Source organism: Streptomyces sp. NPDC048473, assembly GCF_043200155.1.
GTDB lineage: Bacteria > Actinomycetota > Actinomycetes > Streptomycetales > Streptomycetaceae > Streptomyces.
The window spans coordinates 331,387-348,409 of the sequence record NZ_JBICXE010000007.1 but is presented as its reverse complement, the minus strand read 5'-3'; the positions used below and the strand labels follow the sequence as shown (position 1 = coordinate 348,409).

16 protein-coding genes are annotated in these 17,023 nt (G+C 70.4%); 7 read left to right on the top strand and 9 right to left on the bottom strand.

What is annotated here, in order from left to right; genetic code table 11:
• Nucleotides 1–55: 55 nt before the first annotated feature.
• From ACGFU7_RS15960 to ACGFU7_RS15940, 5 genes are read right to left on the bottom strand one after another with little or no spacing between them, the layout of a single operon-like run.
• The gene (locus ACGFU7_RS15960; protein WP_393696180.1) at nucleotides 56–928 is read right to left on the bottom strand and encodes a glycosyltransferase family 2 protein; all 873 of its coding nucleotides are present in this window, start codon (nucleotides 926–928) and stop codon (nucleotides 56–58) included.
• Between the two features lie 8 nt (nucleotides 929–936).
• On the bottom strand, nucleotides 937–1,722 hold the full coding sequence (locus ACGFU7_RS15955) for a CDP-alcohol phosphatidyltransferase family protein (RefSeq protein WP_393696140.1): 786 nt from the start codon (nucleotides 1,720–1,722) through the stop codon (nucleotides 937–939).
• Complete coding sequence (locus tag ACGFU7_RS15950; RefSeq protein ID WP_393696139.1) at nucleotides 1,700–2,761, bottom strand: iron-containing alcohol dehydrogenase family protein; 1,062 nt, start codon at nucleotides 2,759–2,761, stop codon at nucleotides 1,700–1,702. Before ACGFU7_RS15950 ends, ACGFU7_RS15955 begins: the two co-directional genes overlap by 23 nt.
• Nucleotides 2,749–3,501, bottom strand: a complete 753-nt coding sequence (locus ACGFU7_RS15945) for a sugar phosphate nucleotidyltransferase (protein ID WP_393696137.1) — start codon at nucleotides 3,499–3,501, stop codon at nucleotides 2,749–2,751. Before ACGFU7_RS15945 ends, ACGFU7_RS15950 begins: the two co-directional genes overlap by 13 nt.
• Nucleotides 3,498–5,282, bottom strand: coding sequence for a DUF5941 domain-containing protein (locus ACGFU7_RS15940; RefSeq protein ID WP_393696135.1), 1,785 nt, complete (start codon nucleotides 5,280–5,282; stop codon nucleotides 3,498–3,500). The genes ACGFU7_RS15945 and ACGFU7_RS15940 overlap by 4 nt, the downstream gene beginning before the upstream one ends.
• Nucleotides 5,283–5,556: 274 nt before the next feature.
• Here ACGFU7_RS15940 and galE point away from each other — a divergent pair, with 274 nt between their 5' ends.
• The 4 genes from galE to idi all read left to right on the top strand — a co-directional run bounded on the left by galE (nucleotide 5,557) and on the right by idi (nucleotide 9,866).
• Nucleotides 5,557–6,537 (top strand): UDP-glucose 4-epimerase GalE, encoded by a 981-nt coding sequence (gene galE / locus ACGFU7_RS15935; RefSeq protein WP_393696133.1) that lies wholly within the window; start codon nucleotides 5,557–5,559, stop codon nucleotides 6,535–6,537.
• Nucleotides 6,538–6,703: 166 nt separating this feature from the next.
• A complete protein-coding gene (locus tag ACGFU7_RS15930) occupies nucleotides 6,704–7,645 on the top strand; it encodes a cation diffusion facilitator family transporter (RefSeq protein ID WP_393696132.1) in 942 nt (313 codons plus the stop codon).
• A 211-nt stretch (nucleotides 7,646–7,856) separates the two neighbouring features.
• The gene (locus ACGFU7_RS15925) at nucleotides 7,857–9,125 is read left to right on the top strand and encodes a bifunctional class I SAM-dependent methyltransferase/N-acetyltransferase (protein WP_393696131.1); all 1,269 of its coding nucleotides are present in this window, start codon (nucleotides 7,857–7,859) and stop codon (nucleotides 9,123–9,125) included.
• A gap of 147 nt (nucleotides 9,126–9,272) precedes the next feature.
• Nucleotides 9,273–9,866 (top strand): isopentenyl-diphosphate Delta-isomerase, encoded by a 594-nt coding sequence (gene idi / locus ACGFU7_RS15920; RefSeq protein WP_393696129.1) that lies wholly within the window; start codon nucleotides 9,273–9,275, stop codon nucleotides 9,864–9,866.
• Nucleotides 9,867–9,882: 16 nt separating this feature from the next.
• On the opposite strand, the gene ACGFU7_RS15915 is transcribed toward idi, so the two are convergent.
• Together ACGFU7_RS15915 and ACGFU7_RS15910 are read right to left on the bottom strand one after the other, a co-directional pair.
• Complete coding sequence (locus tag ACGFU7_RS15915; protein ID WP_393696127.1) at nucleotides 9,883–10,338, bottom strand: ATP-binding protein; 456 nt, start codon at nucleotides 10,336–10,338, stop codon at nucleotides 9,883–9,885.
• 134 nt (nucleotides 10,339–10,472) lie between these two features.
• Nucleotides 10,473–10,859: a hypothetical protein gene (locus ACGFU7_RS15910; protein ID WP_393696125.1), complete on the bottom strand. Its 387-nt coding sequence runs from the start codon at nucleotides 10,857–10,859 to the stop codon at nucleotides 10,473–10,475.
• An 80-nt stretch (nucleotides 10,860–10,939) separates the two neighbouring features.
• On the opposite strand from ACGFU7_RS15910, the gene ACGFU7_RS15905 reads away from it, so the two are divergent.
• Nucleotides 10,940–11,698 carry an enoyl-CoA hydratase/isomerase family protein gene (locus ACGFU7_RS15905; protein ID WP_393696123.1) on the top strand — a complete coding sequence of 253 codons (759 nt, stop codon included), beginning with the start codon at nucleotides 10,940–10,942 and terminating at the stop codon, nucleotides 11,696–11,698.
• A gap of 11 nt (nucleotides 11,699–11,709) precedes the next feature.
• Here ACGFU7_RS15905 and ACGFU7_RS15900 read toward each other — a convergent pair whose 3' ends face one another.
• Nucleotides 11,710–12,348 (bottom strand): DJ-1/PfpI family protein, encoded by a 639-nt coding sequence (locus tag ACGFU7_RS15900; protein ID WP_393696121.1) that lies wholly within the window; start codon nucleotides 12,346–12,348, stop codon nucleotides 11,710–11,712.
• Nucleotides 12,349–12,388: 40 nt separating this feature from the next.
• Nucleotides 12,389–13,351, bottom strand: a complete 963-nt coding sequence (locus ACGFU7_RS15895; RefSeq protein ID WP_393696119.1) for a GlxA family transcriptional regulator — start codon at nucleotides 13,349–13,351, stop codon at nucleotides 12,389–12,391.
• Nucleotides 13,352–13,485: 134 nt separating this feature from the next.
• Here ACGFU7_RS15895 and ACGFU7_RS15890 point away from each other — a divergent pair, with 134 nt between their 5' ends.
• Together ACGFU7_RS15890 and ACGFU7_RS15885 are read left to right on the top strand one after the other, a co-directional pair.
• Nucleotides 13,486–14,349, top strand: coding sequence for a hypothetical protein (locus tag ACGFU7_RS15890; protein ID WP_393696117.1), 864 nt, complete (start codon nucleotides 13,486–13,488; stop codon nucleotides 14,347–14,349).
• Between the two features lie 134 nt (nucleotides 14,350–14,483).
• Complete coding sequence (locus tag ACGFU7_RS15885) at nucleotides 14,484–16,904, top strand: Tex family protein (protein WP_393696115.1); 2,421 nt, start codon at nucleotides 14,484–14,486, stop codon at nucleotides 16,902–16,904.
• Nucleotides 16,905–17,023: the final 119 nt, after the last annotated feature.

The following is a 17,023-nucleotide window of genomic DNA, read 5'->3' as shown; positions in this document are numbered from 1 at the left end:
AGCGGACAGGTCCCGTAGAGAAAACGTACGTCCCATGCTCTCAGAGGAGAGCCTCTCAGATCACGGGAGGTCGGCCGAGTCTGGCCAGCCGCCATACCGTGCGCCACCTCATCGGACGGCGGGTTCCGCACGGCGCGGACCAGCCTTCCCGGAAGCCGCCGAACCATGCCTTCAGGGCCGGGCCGGAGGGCTTGCGCAGCAGGGTCAGCAGCAGCCACACGCCGAGGTAGACGGGGACCAGCGGCGCGGGCAGATTACGCCGGGCCAGCCAGACCCGGTTGCGGGCCACCATGCGGTGGTACACCGCGTGCCGCGACGGGGCGGTCGTCGGGTGGTTGAGAACCATGTCTGCGCGGTAGTCGATCATCCAGCCGGCATCCAGTGCCCGCCAGGCGAGATCGGTCTCCTCGTGCGCGTAGAAGAACTGGCCGGGCAGCGGCCCGACCTCGGCGATGACCTTGCTGCGTACGGCGTTGGCGCCGCCGAGGAAAGTCGTCACACGCGAGGAGCGCATCGGGTCGGAGGCACGCAGCCTCGGCACATGGCGGCGCTGGGTGACACCGGTGTCGGGGTCGGCGATACGGAAGCTGATGATGCCCAGCGCAGGGTCGGCCTCGAACGCCTGCCGGCACAGCTCGGCGGTGTCGGTGAGCGGCAGCAGTCCGTCGTCGTCGAGGAAGAGCAGGGCGTCCACATCGGCGCCGGACGGGCCGAAGGCCTCGATCCCGACATTGCGGCCGCCGGGGATGCCGAGGTTCTCGGGCAGCTCGACGGTGCGTACGCCCGCAGGGACGTCCGGTACGGGGGCGCCGTTGCCGACGACCACCACCTCGATCCGGTCGCCGTCCTGCTTGGCGACCGAATCGAGGAGGGCGCGCAACTCTTCGGGGCGGTTGCCCATCGTGATGATGACCGCGCCGAGCTTCATGGGGGTGCTCACTTCAGCCTGCTCGACGCCAGGATCGACACGAGGTGCAGGAAGGTCTGGACGATGGCGATGCCGGCCAGGATCGCGATGCCGAGGCGGCTGAAGAACAGGTCGCCGTGGACCACATCGAGGATCGCGGCCACCAGGATGAAGAGGCTGGCCTCGATGCCGCCGACGAGGCGGTGGAACTTCAGCGCGGCGGCGGCGCGGCGGGCGAGCGCCAGACCGGAGGAGCGCGGCACGGAGGCCTCGTCCTTGACGGCGGGCAGTCCGCTGCGCTGGCGGGCGACGTCGACCAGGTCGGTCTCGGCCTTGATCAGGATCGCGCCGAGCGCGGCGAGCGTCCCCAGGAACGCCCACAGCCAATCGGTCGAGGTGCCGTTCTGGTGGAAGACGTCCGCACCCCGGATGCCGAAGCCGACCAGGAGGGCCGCCTCGCAGAGGTAGTGGCCGATCCGGTCGAGGTAGACACCGGTGATCGAGGTCTGCTTGCGCCAGCGGGCGACCTCTCCGTCGACGCAGTCGAGCAGGAGATAGATCTGGAACAGCACGACCGCGAGGATCGCGCCGGTCAGCCCCGGGATCAGCAGGGCGGCGCCGCCGATGACGCCCACGACCACCATGAGGTAGGTGAGCTGGTTCGGCGTGATCTTCGTATTCACCAGGTACGGGTCTATGTGCAGCGAGATCTCCCGCATGTACATACGCCCGGCCCAGTGCTCACCGCTGCGCCGGTCCTTCACTCCGTCCGGGTGAACGACCGGGCGGAGTTCAGCTACTGATGGTCTTGGCATAGTCGGCGTACGCGTCCCTGATCTGGTCGGTGGACAGGTTGAGGTGTTCCAGGATCGTGAAACGTCCCGGGCGGGTCTGCGGGGCGTAGTCGACGGCCTGGACGAACTCGTCGGCGGTGAAACCGATGTCTTCGGGCAGGACGGGCAGACCGTGGCGGCGCAGAGTGACCGCCATGAGCAGCGAGTCCTCGCGCGCACCGCGCAGATGCATGGCGAAGCAGGCGCCGAGGCCGACCTGCTCGCCGTGGCTCGCCGCACGCTTGGGGTACAGCAGGTCGAAGGCGTGGTTGATCTCGTGGCAGGCGCCCGAGGCCGGCCGGGAGTCCCCGGCGACCGACATGGAGATACCGGTCAGCACGAGGCCTTCGGCCAGCACCTTGAGGAAGGCGTCGTCGCCGATCCCGCCGGGGTGGCGCAGCACGGCCTCGCCGGCCTGCCGGGCCATGGCCGCGGCGAGTCCGTCGATCTCCTCGCCCTTGACCTCATGGGCGAGTTCCCAGTCGGCCACGCAGGAGATGTTGGAGACCGCGTCGCCGATGCCTGAGCGCACGAAACGGGCCGGTGCCTCGCGGACGATGTCGAGGTCGATGACGACGGCGATCGGGGTGGGGACTCCGTAGGAGCCCCGGCCGTTGTCGTTGTCCAGTGTCGCGACCGGCGAGCAGAGACCGTCGTGGGCGAGGTTCGTCGCCACCGCGACCATGGGCAGGCCGACGCGCGCCGCGGCGTACTTCGCCACGTCGACGATCTTGCCGCCGCCGAGGCCGACCACGGCGTCGTACCGGTTGCCCTTGATGTCGTCGGCGAGCTTGACGGCCGAGTCGAGGGTGCCGTCGGTGACCGAGTACCAGTGGGCGCCGGGCAGCGCGGGGGCCAGCCGCTCACGCAGGGCGCGCCCCGAACCGTCGCTGATCGCGACGGCGAGCTTGCCGGAGGCGGAGATCCGCTGGTCGGCGAGGAGGCCGGCCAGATCGTTCAGGGCGCCGCGGCGGATGTCGACGACGACCGGGGACGGGATGAGCCGGGTCAGTACTGGCACGCGATCTCACGGCCCTTCGCGAGGTCGTCGTGGTTGTCGATCTCGACCCACGTCACTTCGCCGATGGGGGCCACGTCGACGGTGAAGCCGCGGTTCACGAGCTCCTGGTAGCCGTCCTCGTAGTAGAGGTCGGGGTCGCGCTCGAACGTCGCCTTCAGGGCGTCGGCGAGCTCCGCGGCGGCCTCCGGCTCGATGAGGGTGACACCGATGTACTCACCGGTCGCGGTGGCCGGGTCCATCAGCTTGGTGATGCGTCGCACTCCCTTGTCGCCCTCGGTGATGACCTTCATCTCCTCGTCGGCGAGGTGCTTCACCGTGTCGAGGGCGAGGATGATCTTCTTGCCGTTGCCCCGGGCGGCGAGCAGGGTCTTCTCGACGGAGACGGGGTGGACGGTGTCGCCGTTGGCCAGGATGACGCCGCGCGTCAGGACGTCACGGGCGCACCACAGGGAGTAGGCGTTGTTCCACTCCTCGGCCTTGTCGTTGTCGATCAGGGTGAGCGTCACGCCGTACTTCGCCTCAAGCTCGGCCTTGCGGTCGTACACAGCTTCCTTGCGATAGCCGACGACGACGGCGACCTCGGTGAGGCCGATCTCCGCGAAGTTCGCCAGCGTCAGGTCCAGGACCGTCTTCGCAGCGCCGTCCTGTTCAGGGCCCACAGGCACGAGAGCCTTCGGAAGCGTGTCGGTGTAGGGGCGCAGACGCCGTCCTGCACCGGCTGCCAGTACGAGGCCGATCATGCGGGTTCTCCTTCGTCGTGTACGGCGGGTGCTCCGGAGGACACCCAGAAGCGGATGGACTCCACGAGCACCACCAGTGCCACAGCCACCGCGAGAGCGGTGAGTGCCACGGTGAACGCTGAATGCTGAGTGAGTACGGCGGCGAGTACGGCCACCACCAGGGTGCGGCCCTCGTGCCCACCGATCGTGCGTACCAGCCACTGGGGCGGCGCGCCGGTGCCGCCGCGAATGCGGTACACCGTGTCGTAGTGATGGTAGGCGACGGCCGAGACCAGCCCGAAGGCTGCGGGAAGGGCTCCCGGGACATCGCTGCGGGCGGCGAGAACGAGGATGGTGCAGTACTCCGCCGCCCTGAATATCGGGGGTACGAGCCAGTCGAGTGCGCCCTTGAGGGGGCGGGCCACGGCTACGCCCGAGCAGATCGCGTAGAACACCGCGGCGAAGATCATCTGCTTGCTGCCGAACGGCTGCTGCAGAGCGGCGGCGATCAGTGCCCCCGCGCCGACGAGCGCGATCACCGGTGCGCTCCAGTCGCCCCTGATCCGGGGGCCCCGTGCCGCCACGATCTGGGCGATGGGACCGGAGTCGGCCAGGTCGGCGAGCGCCCGGGCGGCGCGGTCGGTGCGCTCCGCCTTGCGGGTCAGCGAGCGCAGCAGGCGGCCCGCGGTGGTGTAGCAGGCCGCAAAGGCACAGCCGATGAGCAGGGCGTAGAAGACGATCCGGGGCGTGGTCACCGCGGTCAGTACCGCGATCATCGCCCAGCGCTCGCCGATCGGCAGCACTATCATCCGGCGCAGCCACACCGTCCAGCCGACGCTGTCGAGCCTGTCGGAGAGGGCTGCCGTGGGGCTCGAATTGGCCACCGCGTCATGGTTCGCCTCGTTGAACGAGAAGTCGATGACATGGCGGCAGGCCTGGAGCACCATCGCGCCGAGGGCCAGTGCCCATACGTCGTCACCGCCGCGGGCGGCGCCGAGCGCGAGGCCCGCGTAGTACGCGTATTCCTTGGCCCGGTCGAAGGTGGCGTCCAGCCAGGCGCCCATCGTCGAGTACTGCAGCGAGTAGCGGGCGAGCTGCCCGTCGGTGCAGTCCAGAACGAAGGAGAAGAGCAGCAGCAGTCCGGCGGCGATGTAGCCGCCGCGGGTGCCGGTCGCCGCGCTGCCCGCCGCGATCAGCGCGGTGAGCAGGGATGCGGTGGTGACCTGGTTCGGGGTGAGGCCGCGGCGGGCGCACCAGCGGGCGATGTAGCGGGAGTACGGGCTGATGAAGAACGTGGTGAAGAAGCCGTCGTGGGCCTTCACGGCGCTGCGCAGCCGTACCGCTTCGTCGTCGACCGCGGCGACGGCGGTCTGCGCGGTGGTGCGCGCGGGCTCGTCGACCGGCACGGTGGCGACCAGCGAGCCGAGCTCGGGGCGCTGCACCGCGGTGCCTTCGGTGTCCATGGTGACGGCGAGGCGGCCCGGCACGGTGCGGTCGGTGACCGTCGCCGTGTTCGTGCCCTGGCCGGCCGGGACGCCCGCGCCGACGGCCTCGGCGGTGGTGCTCAGGGCGCGGACGAGCGCGGGGCGCGCCTCCGGCTGCGCGGTGAGCGCGCCGGGCACGGTGGCGGCGGGGAAGCGCGGATCGGTCAGTCCGAGCCGGAGGGCATGGACATGGCCGACGAAACGGGGGTCGACCAGTGCGACGCGGCGGTCGGCGGGGACGGCCGAGAGCAGCCGTGCGGCCTCGGTCACATCGGCGGCGATCTGTACGTCGAAGCCCAGTGACCGCAGATCGTCCACGAGCGACGATCCGGGTACCGGTGCACCGGTGAGGATGGCGGTCGACAGACGAACTCACTCCTTGGTGCTGACGGGGGCGGCGCGCGACAATGCGGCCCACAAGCGGGCCCGCGGCACGTCGGCAGAGGCTATCGGATGAACGGAAGCGGGAGTTCACTGCCCGTTTATGCTCCGTTCGGGGTGGACCGGCATCATGCGACGCCGTCCGCGATCATCATCGTCGATCCCCGCCTCAGCTGACAAAACGCGGCGGCATAGACCTAGGCTGACCCGCATGACATGGCTGATCACAGGCGGAGCGGGATATATCGGTGCACATGTAGTGCGGTCCATGGTGGGGGCCGGTGAGCGGGTGGTCGTCCTCGACGACCTTTCGACCGGTGTCGTCGAGCGGCTCCCGGCCGATGTTCCGCTGATCCGGGGCTCGGCCGCCGACCGTGCGCTGCTCGACCGGGTACTGGCTCAGTACGCCGTTACCGGTGTGGTGCATCTCGCAGCGAAGAAGCAGGTCGGCGAGTCCGTCGAGAAGCCGCTGCTGTACTACCGGGAGAATGTGGCCGGGCTGACCGTCCTTCTGGAGGCCGTCGTCGCGGCCGGTGTGCGTCGCTTCCTGTTCTCGTCCTCGGCCGCGGTGTACGGCGTACCGGATGTGGAACTCATCACCGAGGACACTCCTTGTGTCCCGATCAATCCGTACGGTGAGACGAAGCTCGCCGGGGAGTGGCTGGTCCGGGCGACCGGGAGGGCGCACTCCCTGTCCACCGGCTGTCTGCGCTACTTCAACGTGGCCGGTGCGGCCGCGCCGGAACTGTCGGACACCGGTGTCTTCAATGTGATTCCGATGTTCTTCGACCGGCTGACCCGCGGTGAGGCCCCCCGGATCTTCGGTGACGACTATCCGACGCCCGACGGCACCTGCATCCGCGACTACATCCATGTCGCGGACCTCGCCGACGCACATCTCGCCGTCGCCCGGCGGCTTGCCGAGCAGGGCGCCGGGGACCTGACCGTGAACATCGGCCGCGGTGAGGGCATCTCGGTGCGTGAGCTCACCGATCTGGTGGGCGAGGTCAGCGGCCGCCCGGAGAAGCCGGAGATCGAGGCGCGCCGCCCCGGCGATGCGGCGAAAGCCGTCGCGTCCGCCGTCCGGATGTCCCAGGAGCTGGGCTGGACGGCCCGGCGCGGAGTACGCGAGATGGTCGAGTCGGCCTGGGAGGGCTGGTGCCTGCACCACCCCGAGGCACGCGGCAACTGAGCCGCCGATGACCGCCCCACAGCCCTGACCTGCAGTCATTTCCGCAGGTCAGGGCATATGACAACGATGTTCAGTACCGTGTTGCCCGATACCCCCCACCCGTAGTTCACTGGCAGTGCTCGGGCAGATCCCGTCCGAGTCCGCGAGACGACCGGGAGGCGTCCCCATGGGGGCAGGGCACGACCACGGGCACACACACGGCGGTCCGCCGCCCACGGGCACGGCAGCCGCCGCGTACAAGGGACGACTGCGGATCGCGCTGTGCATCACGCTCACCGTGATGGTCATGGAGATCGTCGGCGGGCTGCTCTCCGACTCGCTCGCCCTGATCGCCGACGCGGCGCATATGGCGACCGACGCCCTGGGCCTGGGCATGGCGCTGCTGGCGATCCACTTCGCCAACCGGCCGGCCGGGCTCAACCGCACCTTCGGCTTCGCCCGCGCCGAGATCCTCGCCGCCCTGGCCAACTGTCTGCTCCTGCTCGGCGTGGGCGGCTTCCTGCTCTTCGAAGCGATCCAGCGCTTCATCACCCCGGCCGAGACCAGGGGCGGTCTGACGATCGTCTTCGCCCTGGTCGGCCTGGTCGCCAACATGGTCTCCCTGTCGCTGCTGATGCGCGGGCAGAAGGACAGCCTCAATGTGCGCGGGGCCTATCTGGAGGTGCTCGCGGACACGCTCGGCTCGTTCGCCGTGCTGATCTCGGCGGGAATCATCCTGGCCACGGGCTGGCAGGCCGCCGACCCGATCGCCTCGCTGGTGATCGGCCTGATGATCGTCCCCCGCACGGTGAAGCTGCTCAGGGAGACGCTCAATGTGCTGCTGGAGGCGGCACCCAAGGGCGTCGACATGGGTGAGGTGCGGGCCCACATCACCGCCCTGCCCGGGGTGCTGGACGTCCATGACCTGCACGCCTGGACGATCACGTCGGGGATGCCGGTGCTCTCCGCCCATGTGGTGGTGCGTCAGGACGTGCTCGACTCGATCGGTCACGAGAAGCTCCTCCATGAACTGCAGGGCTGTCTCGGTGTCCACTTCGACGTGGAGCACTGCACATTCCAGCTGGAGCCGAGCGGCCATGCCGAGCACGAGGCCAGGCTCTGCCACTGAACTGCCGTTCAGCAGGGCCGTGTAGGGTATTCGGCGAGGTGTTTTGGGCCTACCCATGTCTGAGAGAGGAGCTGAGGTTGATGACCGTCGCGACGGCGCCTGCCCGGCGCAGCATCCGGTCCTTCTTCATCTCCCGGGTTCTCGGCTAGCACCCCGACTCGCACCGGGTCGACACGTTGGCCGGAGCCCTCACACCCAAGGGTTTCCCACGTTGACCGACAACGATCACGCCGTCCGTTCCGAGGCGTTCTTCTCCCTGCACCACAACCTGCCCCGGCAGAGCCCCGGCTCCGATGCCACCACCCGGCAGCTGCTGGAGCTCACCGGCCCGTTGCCGCGCCGTCCGCGCGTCCTGGATCTGGGCTGCGGGCCCGGCCGCGCCGCACTGCTGCTCGCCGCCGAGGCGGGCGCAGAGGTGACCGCCGTCGATCTCCACGAGCCGTTCCTCGACGAACTGCGCGAGGCGGCCGGAGCCCGCGGGCTCGGCGACCGCATCCGTACGGTCCGGGCCGACATGGCCGAGCTCTCCGGCCCCGGCTTCCCGGACGGGTCGTTCGATCTCGTCTGGGCCGAGGGGTCCGCGTACATCATCGGTTTCGACACCGCGCTGCGTGACTGGAAGCGGCTGCTCGCCCCGGGCGGCTCCCTCGTCGTCAGCGAGTGCGTCTGGACGACGGACGCGCCGACGGACGAGGCCCGCGTCTTCTGGGAGCAGGAGACGTCGCTGCGCCCCGTGGCGGCCAACGCCGCGGCGGCCGTGGCGGCCGGCTACCACGTGCTCGGGGTGCGGGTGCAGCCCGACAGCGACTGGGACGAGTACTACATCCCGCTCGCAGAGCGCGTCGCGGGAGCCGACGCGTCGGCTCCCGGCATGGAGTGGGCGCTCGCGGCGACCCGCGAGGAGCTGGCCATGCGGCGCGACCACGGTACGGAGTACGGCTACGCCGGCTACGTACTGCGCCCCGCCGACCCCCGCTGGACGACCCGGCCGGAGACGGCGTCGGACGCGGCGGCCGTGCACGCGGTCAACGCCGCCGCGTTCCCGACGCCGGACGAAGCCGCTCTCGTCGACGCGCTGCGCACCGATCCGGCGGCCTGGCTGCCCGGCCTCGGGTACGTCGCGCTGGACGGCCCGGACGGCGACATCGCGGCGTACGCGCTGCTGACCCGGTGCCGGGTCGGGGACGCGCCGGCGCTCGCGCTGGCCCCGGTGGCGACGGCCCCGGACCGTCAGCGGCAGGGTGCCGGACAGGCCGTGGTGCGGGCCGTGCTCGACGCGGCCCGGCTGCGGGGCGAGCCGCTCGTCCTGGTGCTCGGTCATCCCGAGTACTGCCCGAAGTTCGGTTTCGTGCCGGCGTCCCGGTACGGGATCCGGCCCGGCTTCGACGTCCGGGACGAAGCGATGATGGCCCTGGTGCTCGACGGCTCCGCGCCGGTGCCGCAGGGCACGATCCGGTACCCGGCGGCCTTCGGCGTCTGACGTGCCGTCCGGCCCCGCCGCGCTCCGTGGTGCGGTGGGGCCGGACATGCCAGGACCCGAAGTACGGACAAGCGGCTTTTGTGCGGCAGACTTGAGCAGACTCGACGGGACCGGCGCACGGGGCCGGGACCATAGCGAAGGATGGGTATGCCGACCACACCAGCCACCGCGGCGAACAGCTCGTCGAACGGCACAGCAGAAGCGATCATGCTCGAACTGGTCGATGAGAACGGCACCACCATCGGTACGGCGGAGAAGCTCGCCGCCCATCAGCCGCCCGGTCAACTGCACCGGGCCTTCTCGGTGTTCCTCTTCGACGAGCAGGGCAGGCTGCTGCTGCAGCGCCGCGCGTCCGGCAAGTACCACTCCCCCGGTGTCTGGTCGAACACCTGCTGCGGGCACCCCTACCCGGGTGAGGCGCCCTTCGCCGCCGCCGCCCGGCGTACGTACGAGGAGCTGGGGGTCTCGCCCTCCCTGCTGGCCGAGGCGGGCACGGTCCGCTACAACCACCCCGACCCGGCCTCCGGCCTGGTGGAGCAGGAGTTCAACCATCTTTTCGTGGGAATGGCGCAGGACCGGTTGCACCCGGACCCGGAGGAGGTCGGCGAGACCGCGTTCGTGACGGCCGACGAGCTGGCCGAGCGGCATGCCCGGGCGCCGTTCTCGGCCTGGTTCATGACGGTGCTGGATGCCGCACGGCCGGCGATCAGGGAGCTGACCGGACCGTCCGCCGGCTGGTAGCGGGCGGACGGCACCGTCAGAGCTGCGGGCTCAGCGGCAGCGCCGCCCAGATGATCTTTCCGCCGCCTGCGGTGTGTTCCACATCGCAGGCGCCGCCCGCTTCCCGGGTGATCTCCCGGACCAGCAGCAGGCCGCGCCCGCCGGTCTGCGCGTAGTCCGTCTCCAGGGCCGTCGGACGGTAGGGATGGTTGTCCTCGACGGACACCCTGACCCATTCCGCGCCGACGGCCACCTCGACGGCGAGCTCCGGCGAGAGCAGCGCGGCATGCTTCACGGCATTGGTGACCAGCTCGGAGACGATGAGCAGCAGGCCGTCGGCGATGTCGTCGGCCACCGGCACGCCCTGGCGGTTCAGCAGATCGCGTACGGCGTGCCTGGCCTGCGGTACGGAGACGTCCACGGCCGGGGCGGTGAACCGCCAGACTCCCTCGTACGACACGGGCCGGGCGGGGACACTCCCGCGGCTCTCCATAGTCCGGTACCCGCTCTCGACTCGGTGGTGACTGCACGTCGAGTACAGAGTGCGGGGCGTAGTTGGTCCGGACCGTACGACTGCTCAAAAGTCGACTTCTATCGACAGGTTTTGACCGGATAAGCTCGGAAGCATCAACTCTTGGACCGATTCTGATCCTCCCCGGTGGGCGTGTCCGGCAGTTCTCCGGTCACCCGTTGATCCGAGACCAGGGAGACGATACGGCGGCCGCCGACCCCGATCGCAATCAGGCCGAGCCCGTCGAAGAGCAGCGCCGGCGAGAAAAACGGGCCGAGTACGTAAAGGCTGCTGTGCGGCCGGTCGAAGAGCACCAGCAGCCCCAGCAGCAGGCCGAAGGCTCCTTGCAGCAGCGTCCAGCCGAAGAGGAGCATCGAGGTGGGCGTCGCGACGCCGGTGTAGACGAGGCCCACCAGACCTGCCACGACGAGAAGGGTGCCGAGCAGCGCCAGCCGGCCGAAACTGCGGCTCAGCTTCTTGCCCTCGGCTGCGGAATCGGCCACGGGAAGCCCCTCACGGTGCGTGCCTGTTCGGCGACCCCTTCTTGATCATAGGTTCGAACCATACGGATAGCATCCGGCCCATGGACCGTACCGAGCCCCGGCTGGAGCACACCGTCGCGGACGGTGCCGCCACTGTCGTCATCAGCAACGCCGCCAAACGCAATGCGATGACGCCCGCTATGTGGAGCGCGCTGCCCGGTCTGCTGGAGCGGCTGGCCGCCGACCCGGCGGTCCGGGTGCTGGTACTGACGGGCGCCGGGGACACCTTCTGTGCCGGAGCGGACATCTCCTCGCTGCGGGATGCGCAGGGCGGTCCGCAGGCGCTCGCCGTGGCGGCCGAGGAGGCCCTCGCAGCGTTTCCCAAGCCGACGCTGGCGGCGGTCCGCGGCTACTGCGTGGGCGGCGGCAGCCAGCTCGCGGCCGCCTGCGATCTGCGGTTCGCCGAGGAGGGCGCGTCGTTCGGCGTGACACCGGCCAAGCTCGGGATCGTGTACGCCGCGTCGTCGACCCGGCGGCTGGTGGCGCTGATCGGCCCGGCCGCCGCGAAGCATCTGCTGTTCTCCGGCGAGCTGATCGGCACCGCACGGGCACTGCGGACCGGTCTGGTGGATGAGGTGCTGCCGGCCGGTGAACTGGACAAGCGGGTCGACTCGTACGTACGGACCCTGGCAGAGCGCTCGCAGCTGACGCAGGCTGCGGCGAAGGAGTTCGCCACGGGGCGCGAGGACCGGGACGTGTACTGGGCGGAGCAAGCGCGGTGCAGCGGCGACACCGCGGAGGGTGTCGCCGCGTTCCTGGAGCGGCGCGCGCCGCGCTTCACCTGGACGACGGGGTCGTGACGCCCCCGCGGCTACTGCTCAAGGATGAAGCGGCTCTTGGCGCGGAACTCCTCGACAAGTGCCGCCGGGGCCTTCGCCGGTGAACCCGCGTCGTACGGCGGCTGGGGGTCGTACTCGGTCAGCAGCTGTACGGCCATGGCGTGCTCGTCGTCCGCGATCCGGCCGAGCAGGGTGAGTCCCATGTCGATGCCGGAGGACACGCCTGCTGCCGTGACGTACTTGCCGTCGATGACGACGCGTTCACCGGTCGGCTCGGCGCCGAAGTCCTTCAGGAAGTCCAGCGCGAGCCAGTGCGAGGTGGCGCGCCGGCCCGTCAGCAGTCCGGCCGCGGCGAGGAGCAGCGAACCGGTGCAGACGGAGGTGGTCCAGGTGCTGGTGGCGTCGGCCGTGCGCAGCCAGCCGAGCAGCGCCTCGTTCTCCATCTGGTCGCTCTGGCCGGGGCCGCCGGGGACGACCACCACATCCGGTGCCGGTACGTCGGCGAAGGTCTTGTCGGCGACGAGCGCGAGGCTGCCGTTGTCGTTGCGCACGGGTCCGGTCCGTTCGGCGACGAACACGGTCTCGGCGCCGGGGGTGCGGGCGAGCATTTCGTAGGGGCCCACGGCGTCGAGTGAGGTGAAGCGGTCGAAGAGGACGATGGCGATCTGCATGGGGTTCCTTTCGGTCGGTCGTCGGTAGGTGGCAGGTCGGTCAGTCGATGGAAGGCTGGGTACGGAAGCGTCGGCGGTATTCGGCGGGTGCCGTGCCCAGGGCCTTGATGAACGCGCGCCGCATGGCCTCCGGGGTGCCGTAGCCGCAGGCGCGCGATATGCCGCTGACGCCGTCGGTGGTGTCCTCCAGCAGCCGACGGGCGTGTTCGAGGCGTACCCGGTCGACGTAACGGCCGGGTGTGAGGCCCGTCTCGGCCTGGAAGGCGCGGGCGAAGTGGCGGGGCGAGAGGCGGGCGCGGGCGGCGAGCGCCTCGACGGAGAGATCGTCGCCGGGGTGCTCGGTGATCCAGTGCTGGACCTCGCGCAGCGGTTCGCGCCGGGCTGTCTGGGCGGTGAGCTGGGCACTGAACTGGGCCTGGTTCCCGGGTCTGCGCAGAAAGACCACCAGGTGGCGGGCGACGGTGAGCGCGATGTCCCGGCCGTGGTCCTCCTCGACGAGTGCGAGGGCGAGGTCGATGCCGGCGGTGACTCCGGCGGAGGTCGCCAGCCTGCCGTCGCGTACGAAGATCGGATCCGGGTCGACCTCGACGGCCGGGTAGCTGCGGGCGAGGTGCTCGCAGACCATCCAGTGCGTGGTCACCCGGTGCCCGTCCAGCAGTCCGGCCTCGGCCAGCAGCAGCGCGCCGGTACAGACGGAGACGAGCCGTTCGGCATGCGGGGCATGGTCCCGCAGCCATTCGATGAGGGCCGGATCGGGGGTACGGGTGCCCTGGCCGCCGGGGACGAGAAGGGTGTGCGGCGGTTCGGCGTCGGCGAGGCTGCCGTCCGGGACCAGGGTCAGGCCACTGCTGGTACGGACCGGGGCGCCGTCGAGGGAGGCGGTGCGCAGTTCGTACCCGGCCCCGGGGAAGTGGGAGGCCCCGGCGAAGACCTCCACCGGGCCGGTCACATCGAGGCTCTGGACACCGTCGAAGAGGACGACGAGTACGGATCGCTGCGTCATGACTGCCATCCTGGGCAACCGGGAGCATGGCTGCAATGACGAAAAGCCCACCTTTTCTGCCATGTCGAGGCTCGCGCCGATTGAGCGTCGCCCCGGGGTTACGGGACGTACCGACCAGTCGGTAACGTGCTCGTATGAGTACTCTGCCGCCGCGCGCCGGACGCCGCTGCCACAACGCCATCAACCCGTTGCACTCGACGGTCTACTTCTCCCCCGACCTCGGCAAGGAGCTCGGGGAGCTCGGCATCGACGACTCGAACGCCGCGTACTTCGCCGCGCGCGGGGCGGCGCTGGGCGCCGTCGGCCCCGGCACGGTCACCGCGGCCTTCTACAACTTCAACCACGACCTCGTCGCCCGGCACCTGCCCGCCGTGTGGTCCGTCGCCTCGCCGCAGGCGGTCCTGGACGCCCGGCTGCGCGCCGCCGACTCCACGCTGCGCCGCCTGCTGGGCGAGGAGATCATCGCCTCCCCCGAACTGGCAGAGGCGGCCGGACTGGCGCTCCGCGCCGCCGAGGCGTGCACCCGACACGCCCGGCCGCTCTACGCCGCACACGCCGATCTTCCGGTGCCCGAGCAGCCGCACCTGGCGTACTGGCACGCGGCGACACTCCTGCGCGAACACCGCGGCGACGGCCATCTCGCAGCTCTCCTCGCAGCCGGTCTCGACCCGGTGGAGGCCCTGGTCAGCCACACCGCGACCGGCAAGGGAATGTCCCCGCGCTGGATCCTCGCCACGCGCGGCTGGCGCCGCAGCGACTGGGAGGAGGCGTCCGAGCGGCTGCGTGGGCGCGGACTCCTGGACGGCGAGGGCGAGTTGACGGAGGCGGGTATCGCACTGCGGGCGGATCTGGAGGACGCCACGGACCGGATGGACCTGGCCCCGTACGAGCATCTGGGCACGGACGGTGTGGAGCGGCTGACCGAGCTGGCGCGCGGGTTCCTGCTCACGGCGGCCTCGGCAGGCGCGTTCCCGGCCGATCTGATCGGCAAGGGCTGAGTGCGCCGACCGGCGGGCAACTGGGGCGGTCGGGCGACACGGCGCCCGGCCACCCGGCACAATGCAGGCGAAGGGGCTCCGCCCCGGTAAGCACAGCCAGTACAGCCAGTACGAGAAGGCGAGTCGGTAGAACCGTGACGACGTCCATCGAAGGCAGGATCGCCGAGGAGCTCGGCGTACGTGAGCGGCAGGTGAAGGCGGCCGTCGAGCTGCTCGACGGCGGGTCGACCGTGCCGTTCATCGCGCGCTACCGCAAGGAAGCGACCGAAATGCTCGACGATGCGCAGCTGCGCACGCTGGAGGAGCGGCTGCGGTATCTGCGGGAACTGGAGGACCGTCGTACGGCGATCCTCGACTCGGTACGCGAGCAGGGCAAGCTGGACGAGGCGCTGGAGGCGCAGATCCGGGCCGCCGACACCAAGGCGCGTCTTGAGGACATCTATCTGCCGTTCAAGCCCAAGCGGCGCACGAAGGCGCAGATCGCTAGGGAGGCGGGGCTCGAACCGCTCGCCGACGGCCTGCTCGGCAACCCGTCGGCGGAACCCCTCGCCGCTGCCGCCGCCTTCGTCGACGCCGACAAGGGCGTGGCGGACGGTGCGGCCGCGCTGGAGGGAGCCCGCGCCATCCTCACCGAACGTTTCTCGGAGGACGCCGATCTGATCGGTGAGCTGCGTGAGCGCATGTGGTCGCGCGGGCGGCTGGCCGCCAAGGTGCGGGACGGCAAGGAGGAGGCCGGGGCGAAGTTCGCCGACTACTTCGACTTCGCGGAGCCGTTCACCGCGCTGCCCTCGCACCGGGTGCTCGCGATGCTGCGGGGCGAGAAGGAGGACGTGCTCGACCTGGTCCTGGAGCCGGAGGAGCCGTCCGAGACGCCCGGCCCTTCGGCATACGAGAACATGGTCGCCCGGCGCTTCGGGGTCGGCGACCGCGGCCGCCCCGGCGACAAGTGGCTCGGCGACACCGTGCGCTGGGCCTGGCGGACCCGGATCCTGGTGCACCTCGGCATCGATCTGCGGCTGCGGCTGCGTACGGCGGCGGAGGACGAGGCGGTACGCGTCTTCGCGTCGAACCTGCGCGATCTGCTGCTTGCCGCGCCGGCCGGGACGCGGGCCACTCTGGGGCTCGACCCCGGTTTCCGTACGGGTGTGAAGGTCGCCATCGTCGATGCGACCGGCAAGGTCGTCGCGACGGATGTCATCCACCCGCACGTCCCGGCGAACAAGTGGGACCAGTCGCTGGCCAAGCTGGAGCAGCTGGCGAAGGCCCACGACGTCGACCTGATCGCGATCGGCAACGGTACGGCGTCCCGCGAGACGGACAAACTCGCCGGTGATCTCATCGACAAGCACCCCGAGTTGAAGCTCACCAAGGTGATGGTTTCGGAGGCGGGCGCCTCGGTGTACTCGGCTTCGGCCTTCGCCTCGCAGGAACTCCCCGACATGGACGTGTCGTTGCGCGGCGCCGTCTCGATCGCGCGGCGGCTGCAGGACCCCCTCGCAGAGCTGGTGAAGATCGACCCGAAGTCGATCGGGGTCGGCCAGTACCAGCACGACCTGTCCGAGGTGAAGCTGTCGCGCTCGCTGGACGCCGTCGTCGAGGACTGTGTGAACGGTGTCGGTGTCGACGTCAACACCGCGTCGGCGCCGCTGCTTTCGCGGGTCTCGGGCATCGGCTCGGGGCTCGCCGAGAACATCGTCGCGCACCGTGATGCGAACGGGCCGTTCACGTCACGCAAGGCGCTCAAGGATGTGGCGCGGCTGGGCCCGAAGGCGTACGAGCAGTGCGCGGGCTTCCTTCGCATCCGGGGCGACGACCCGCTGGACGTGTCGAGCGTGCACCCGGAGGCGTACCCGGTGGTGCGGGCGATGGTGAAGCGGACGGGCAGTGACGTGGCCTCGCTGATCGGCAACACGAGTGTGCTGCGGTCGTTGCGGGCCGACGACTTCGTGGACGAGAAGTTCGGTCTGCCGACCGTCACGGACATCCTGAAGGAGCTGGAGAAGCCGGGGCGCGACCCGCGTCCGGCGTTCAAGACGGCCACCTTCAAGGAGGGCGTCGAGAAGATCGGCGATCTGGCGTCCGGGATGGTGCTGGAGGGCGTTGTCACCAATGTCGCGGCGTTCGGTGCGTTCGTGGACATCGGCGTGCACCAGGACGGCCTGGTGCATGTGTCGGCGATGTCGCACACGTTCGTGAAGGACCCGCGGGATGTCGTGAAGCCGGGCGACATCGTGAAGGTCAAGGTCATGGATGTCGATATTCCGCGGAAGCGGATCTCGTTGACGCTGCGACTGGACGACGAGGCGTCGGCGGGGGCGGGGAGCCAGGGCGGCGGGCCGAGGCGGGAGCGCGGCGGCGAGCGCGGCGGCCAGGGCGGTGGCCAGGGTGGCCGGCCGCCGCGGCAGCGGCAGGGTCAGGGCGGTCAGGACCGTGACCGGCGCGGCGGCGGAGGCGGCTCTGCTCGTCCGGCGCCGGCGCCGGTGAACAGTGCGATGGCGGATGCGCTTCGGCGGGCCGGGCTGACGGATCCGAAGCAGGGCGGCAAGAGGGGCTGACGTCGGGGCGGGTGGGGTGGGGTGCGGTCCGCTGTGCGGGGCTGTCCCTTCCCCGCCCTTCCCTGAACCGGGGCTCCGCCCCGGACCCCGCTCCTCAAACGCCGGAGGGGCCGGAAAAT

Bases quoted from the DNA above. Each gene is read 5' to 3' on its own strand.
- ACGFU7_RS15890 (WP_393696117.1), top strand. From the start codon at position 13,486: ATGAGTACTCTGCCGCCGCGCGCCGGACGCCGCTGCCACAACGCCATC.
- ACGFU7_RS15895 (WP_393696119.1), bottom strand. From the start codon at position 13,351: ATGACGCAGCGATCCGTACTCGTCGTCCTCTTCGACGGTGTCCAGAGC.
- ACGFU7_RS15930 (WP_393696132.1), top strand. From the start codon at position 6,704: ATGGGGGCAGGGCACGACCACGGGCACACACACGGCGGTCCGCCGCCC.
- ACGFU7_RS15900 (WP_393696121.1), bottom strand. From the start codon at position 12,348: ATGCAGATCGCCATCGTCCTCTTCGACCGCTTCACCTCACTCGACGCC.
- galE (WP_393696133.1), top strand. From the start codon at position 5,557: ATGACATGGCTGATCACAGGCGGAGCGGGATATATCGGTGCACATGTA.
- ACGFU7_RS15915 (WP_393696127.1), bottom strand. From the start codon at position 10,338: ATGGAGAGCCGCGGGAGTGTCCCCGCCCGGCCCGTGTCGTACGAGGGA.
- ACGFU7_RS15955 (WP_393696140.1), bottom strand. From the start codon at position 1,722: ATGCCAAGACCATCAGTAGCTGAACTCCGCCCGGTCGTTCACCCGGAC.
- ACGFU7_RS15960 (WP_393696180.1), bottom strand. From the start codon at position 928: ATGAAGCTCGGCGCGGTCATCATCACGATGGGCAACCGCCCCGAAGAG.
- ACGFU7_RS15905 (WP_393696123.1), top strand. From the start codon at position 10,940: ATGGACCGTACCGAGCCCCGGCTGGAGCACACCGTCGCGGACGGTGCC.
- ACGFU7_RS15945 (WP_393696137.1), bottom strand. From the start codon at position 3,501: ATGATCGGCCTCGTACTGGCAGCCGGTGCAGGACGGCGTCTGCGCCCC.
- idi (WP_393696129.1), top strand. From the start codon at position 9,273: ATGCCGACCACACCAGCCACCGCGGCGAACAGCTCGTCGAACGGCACA.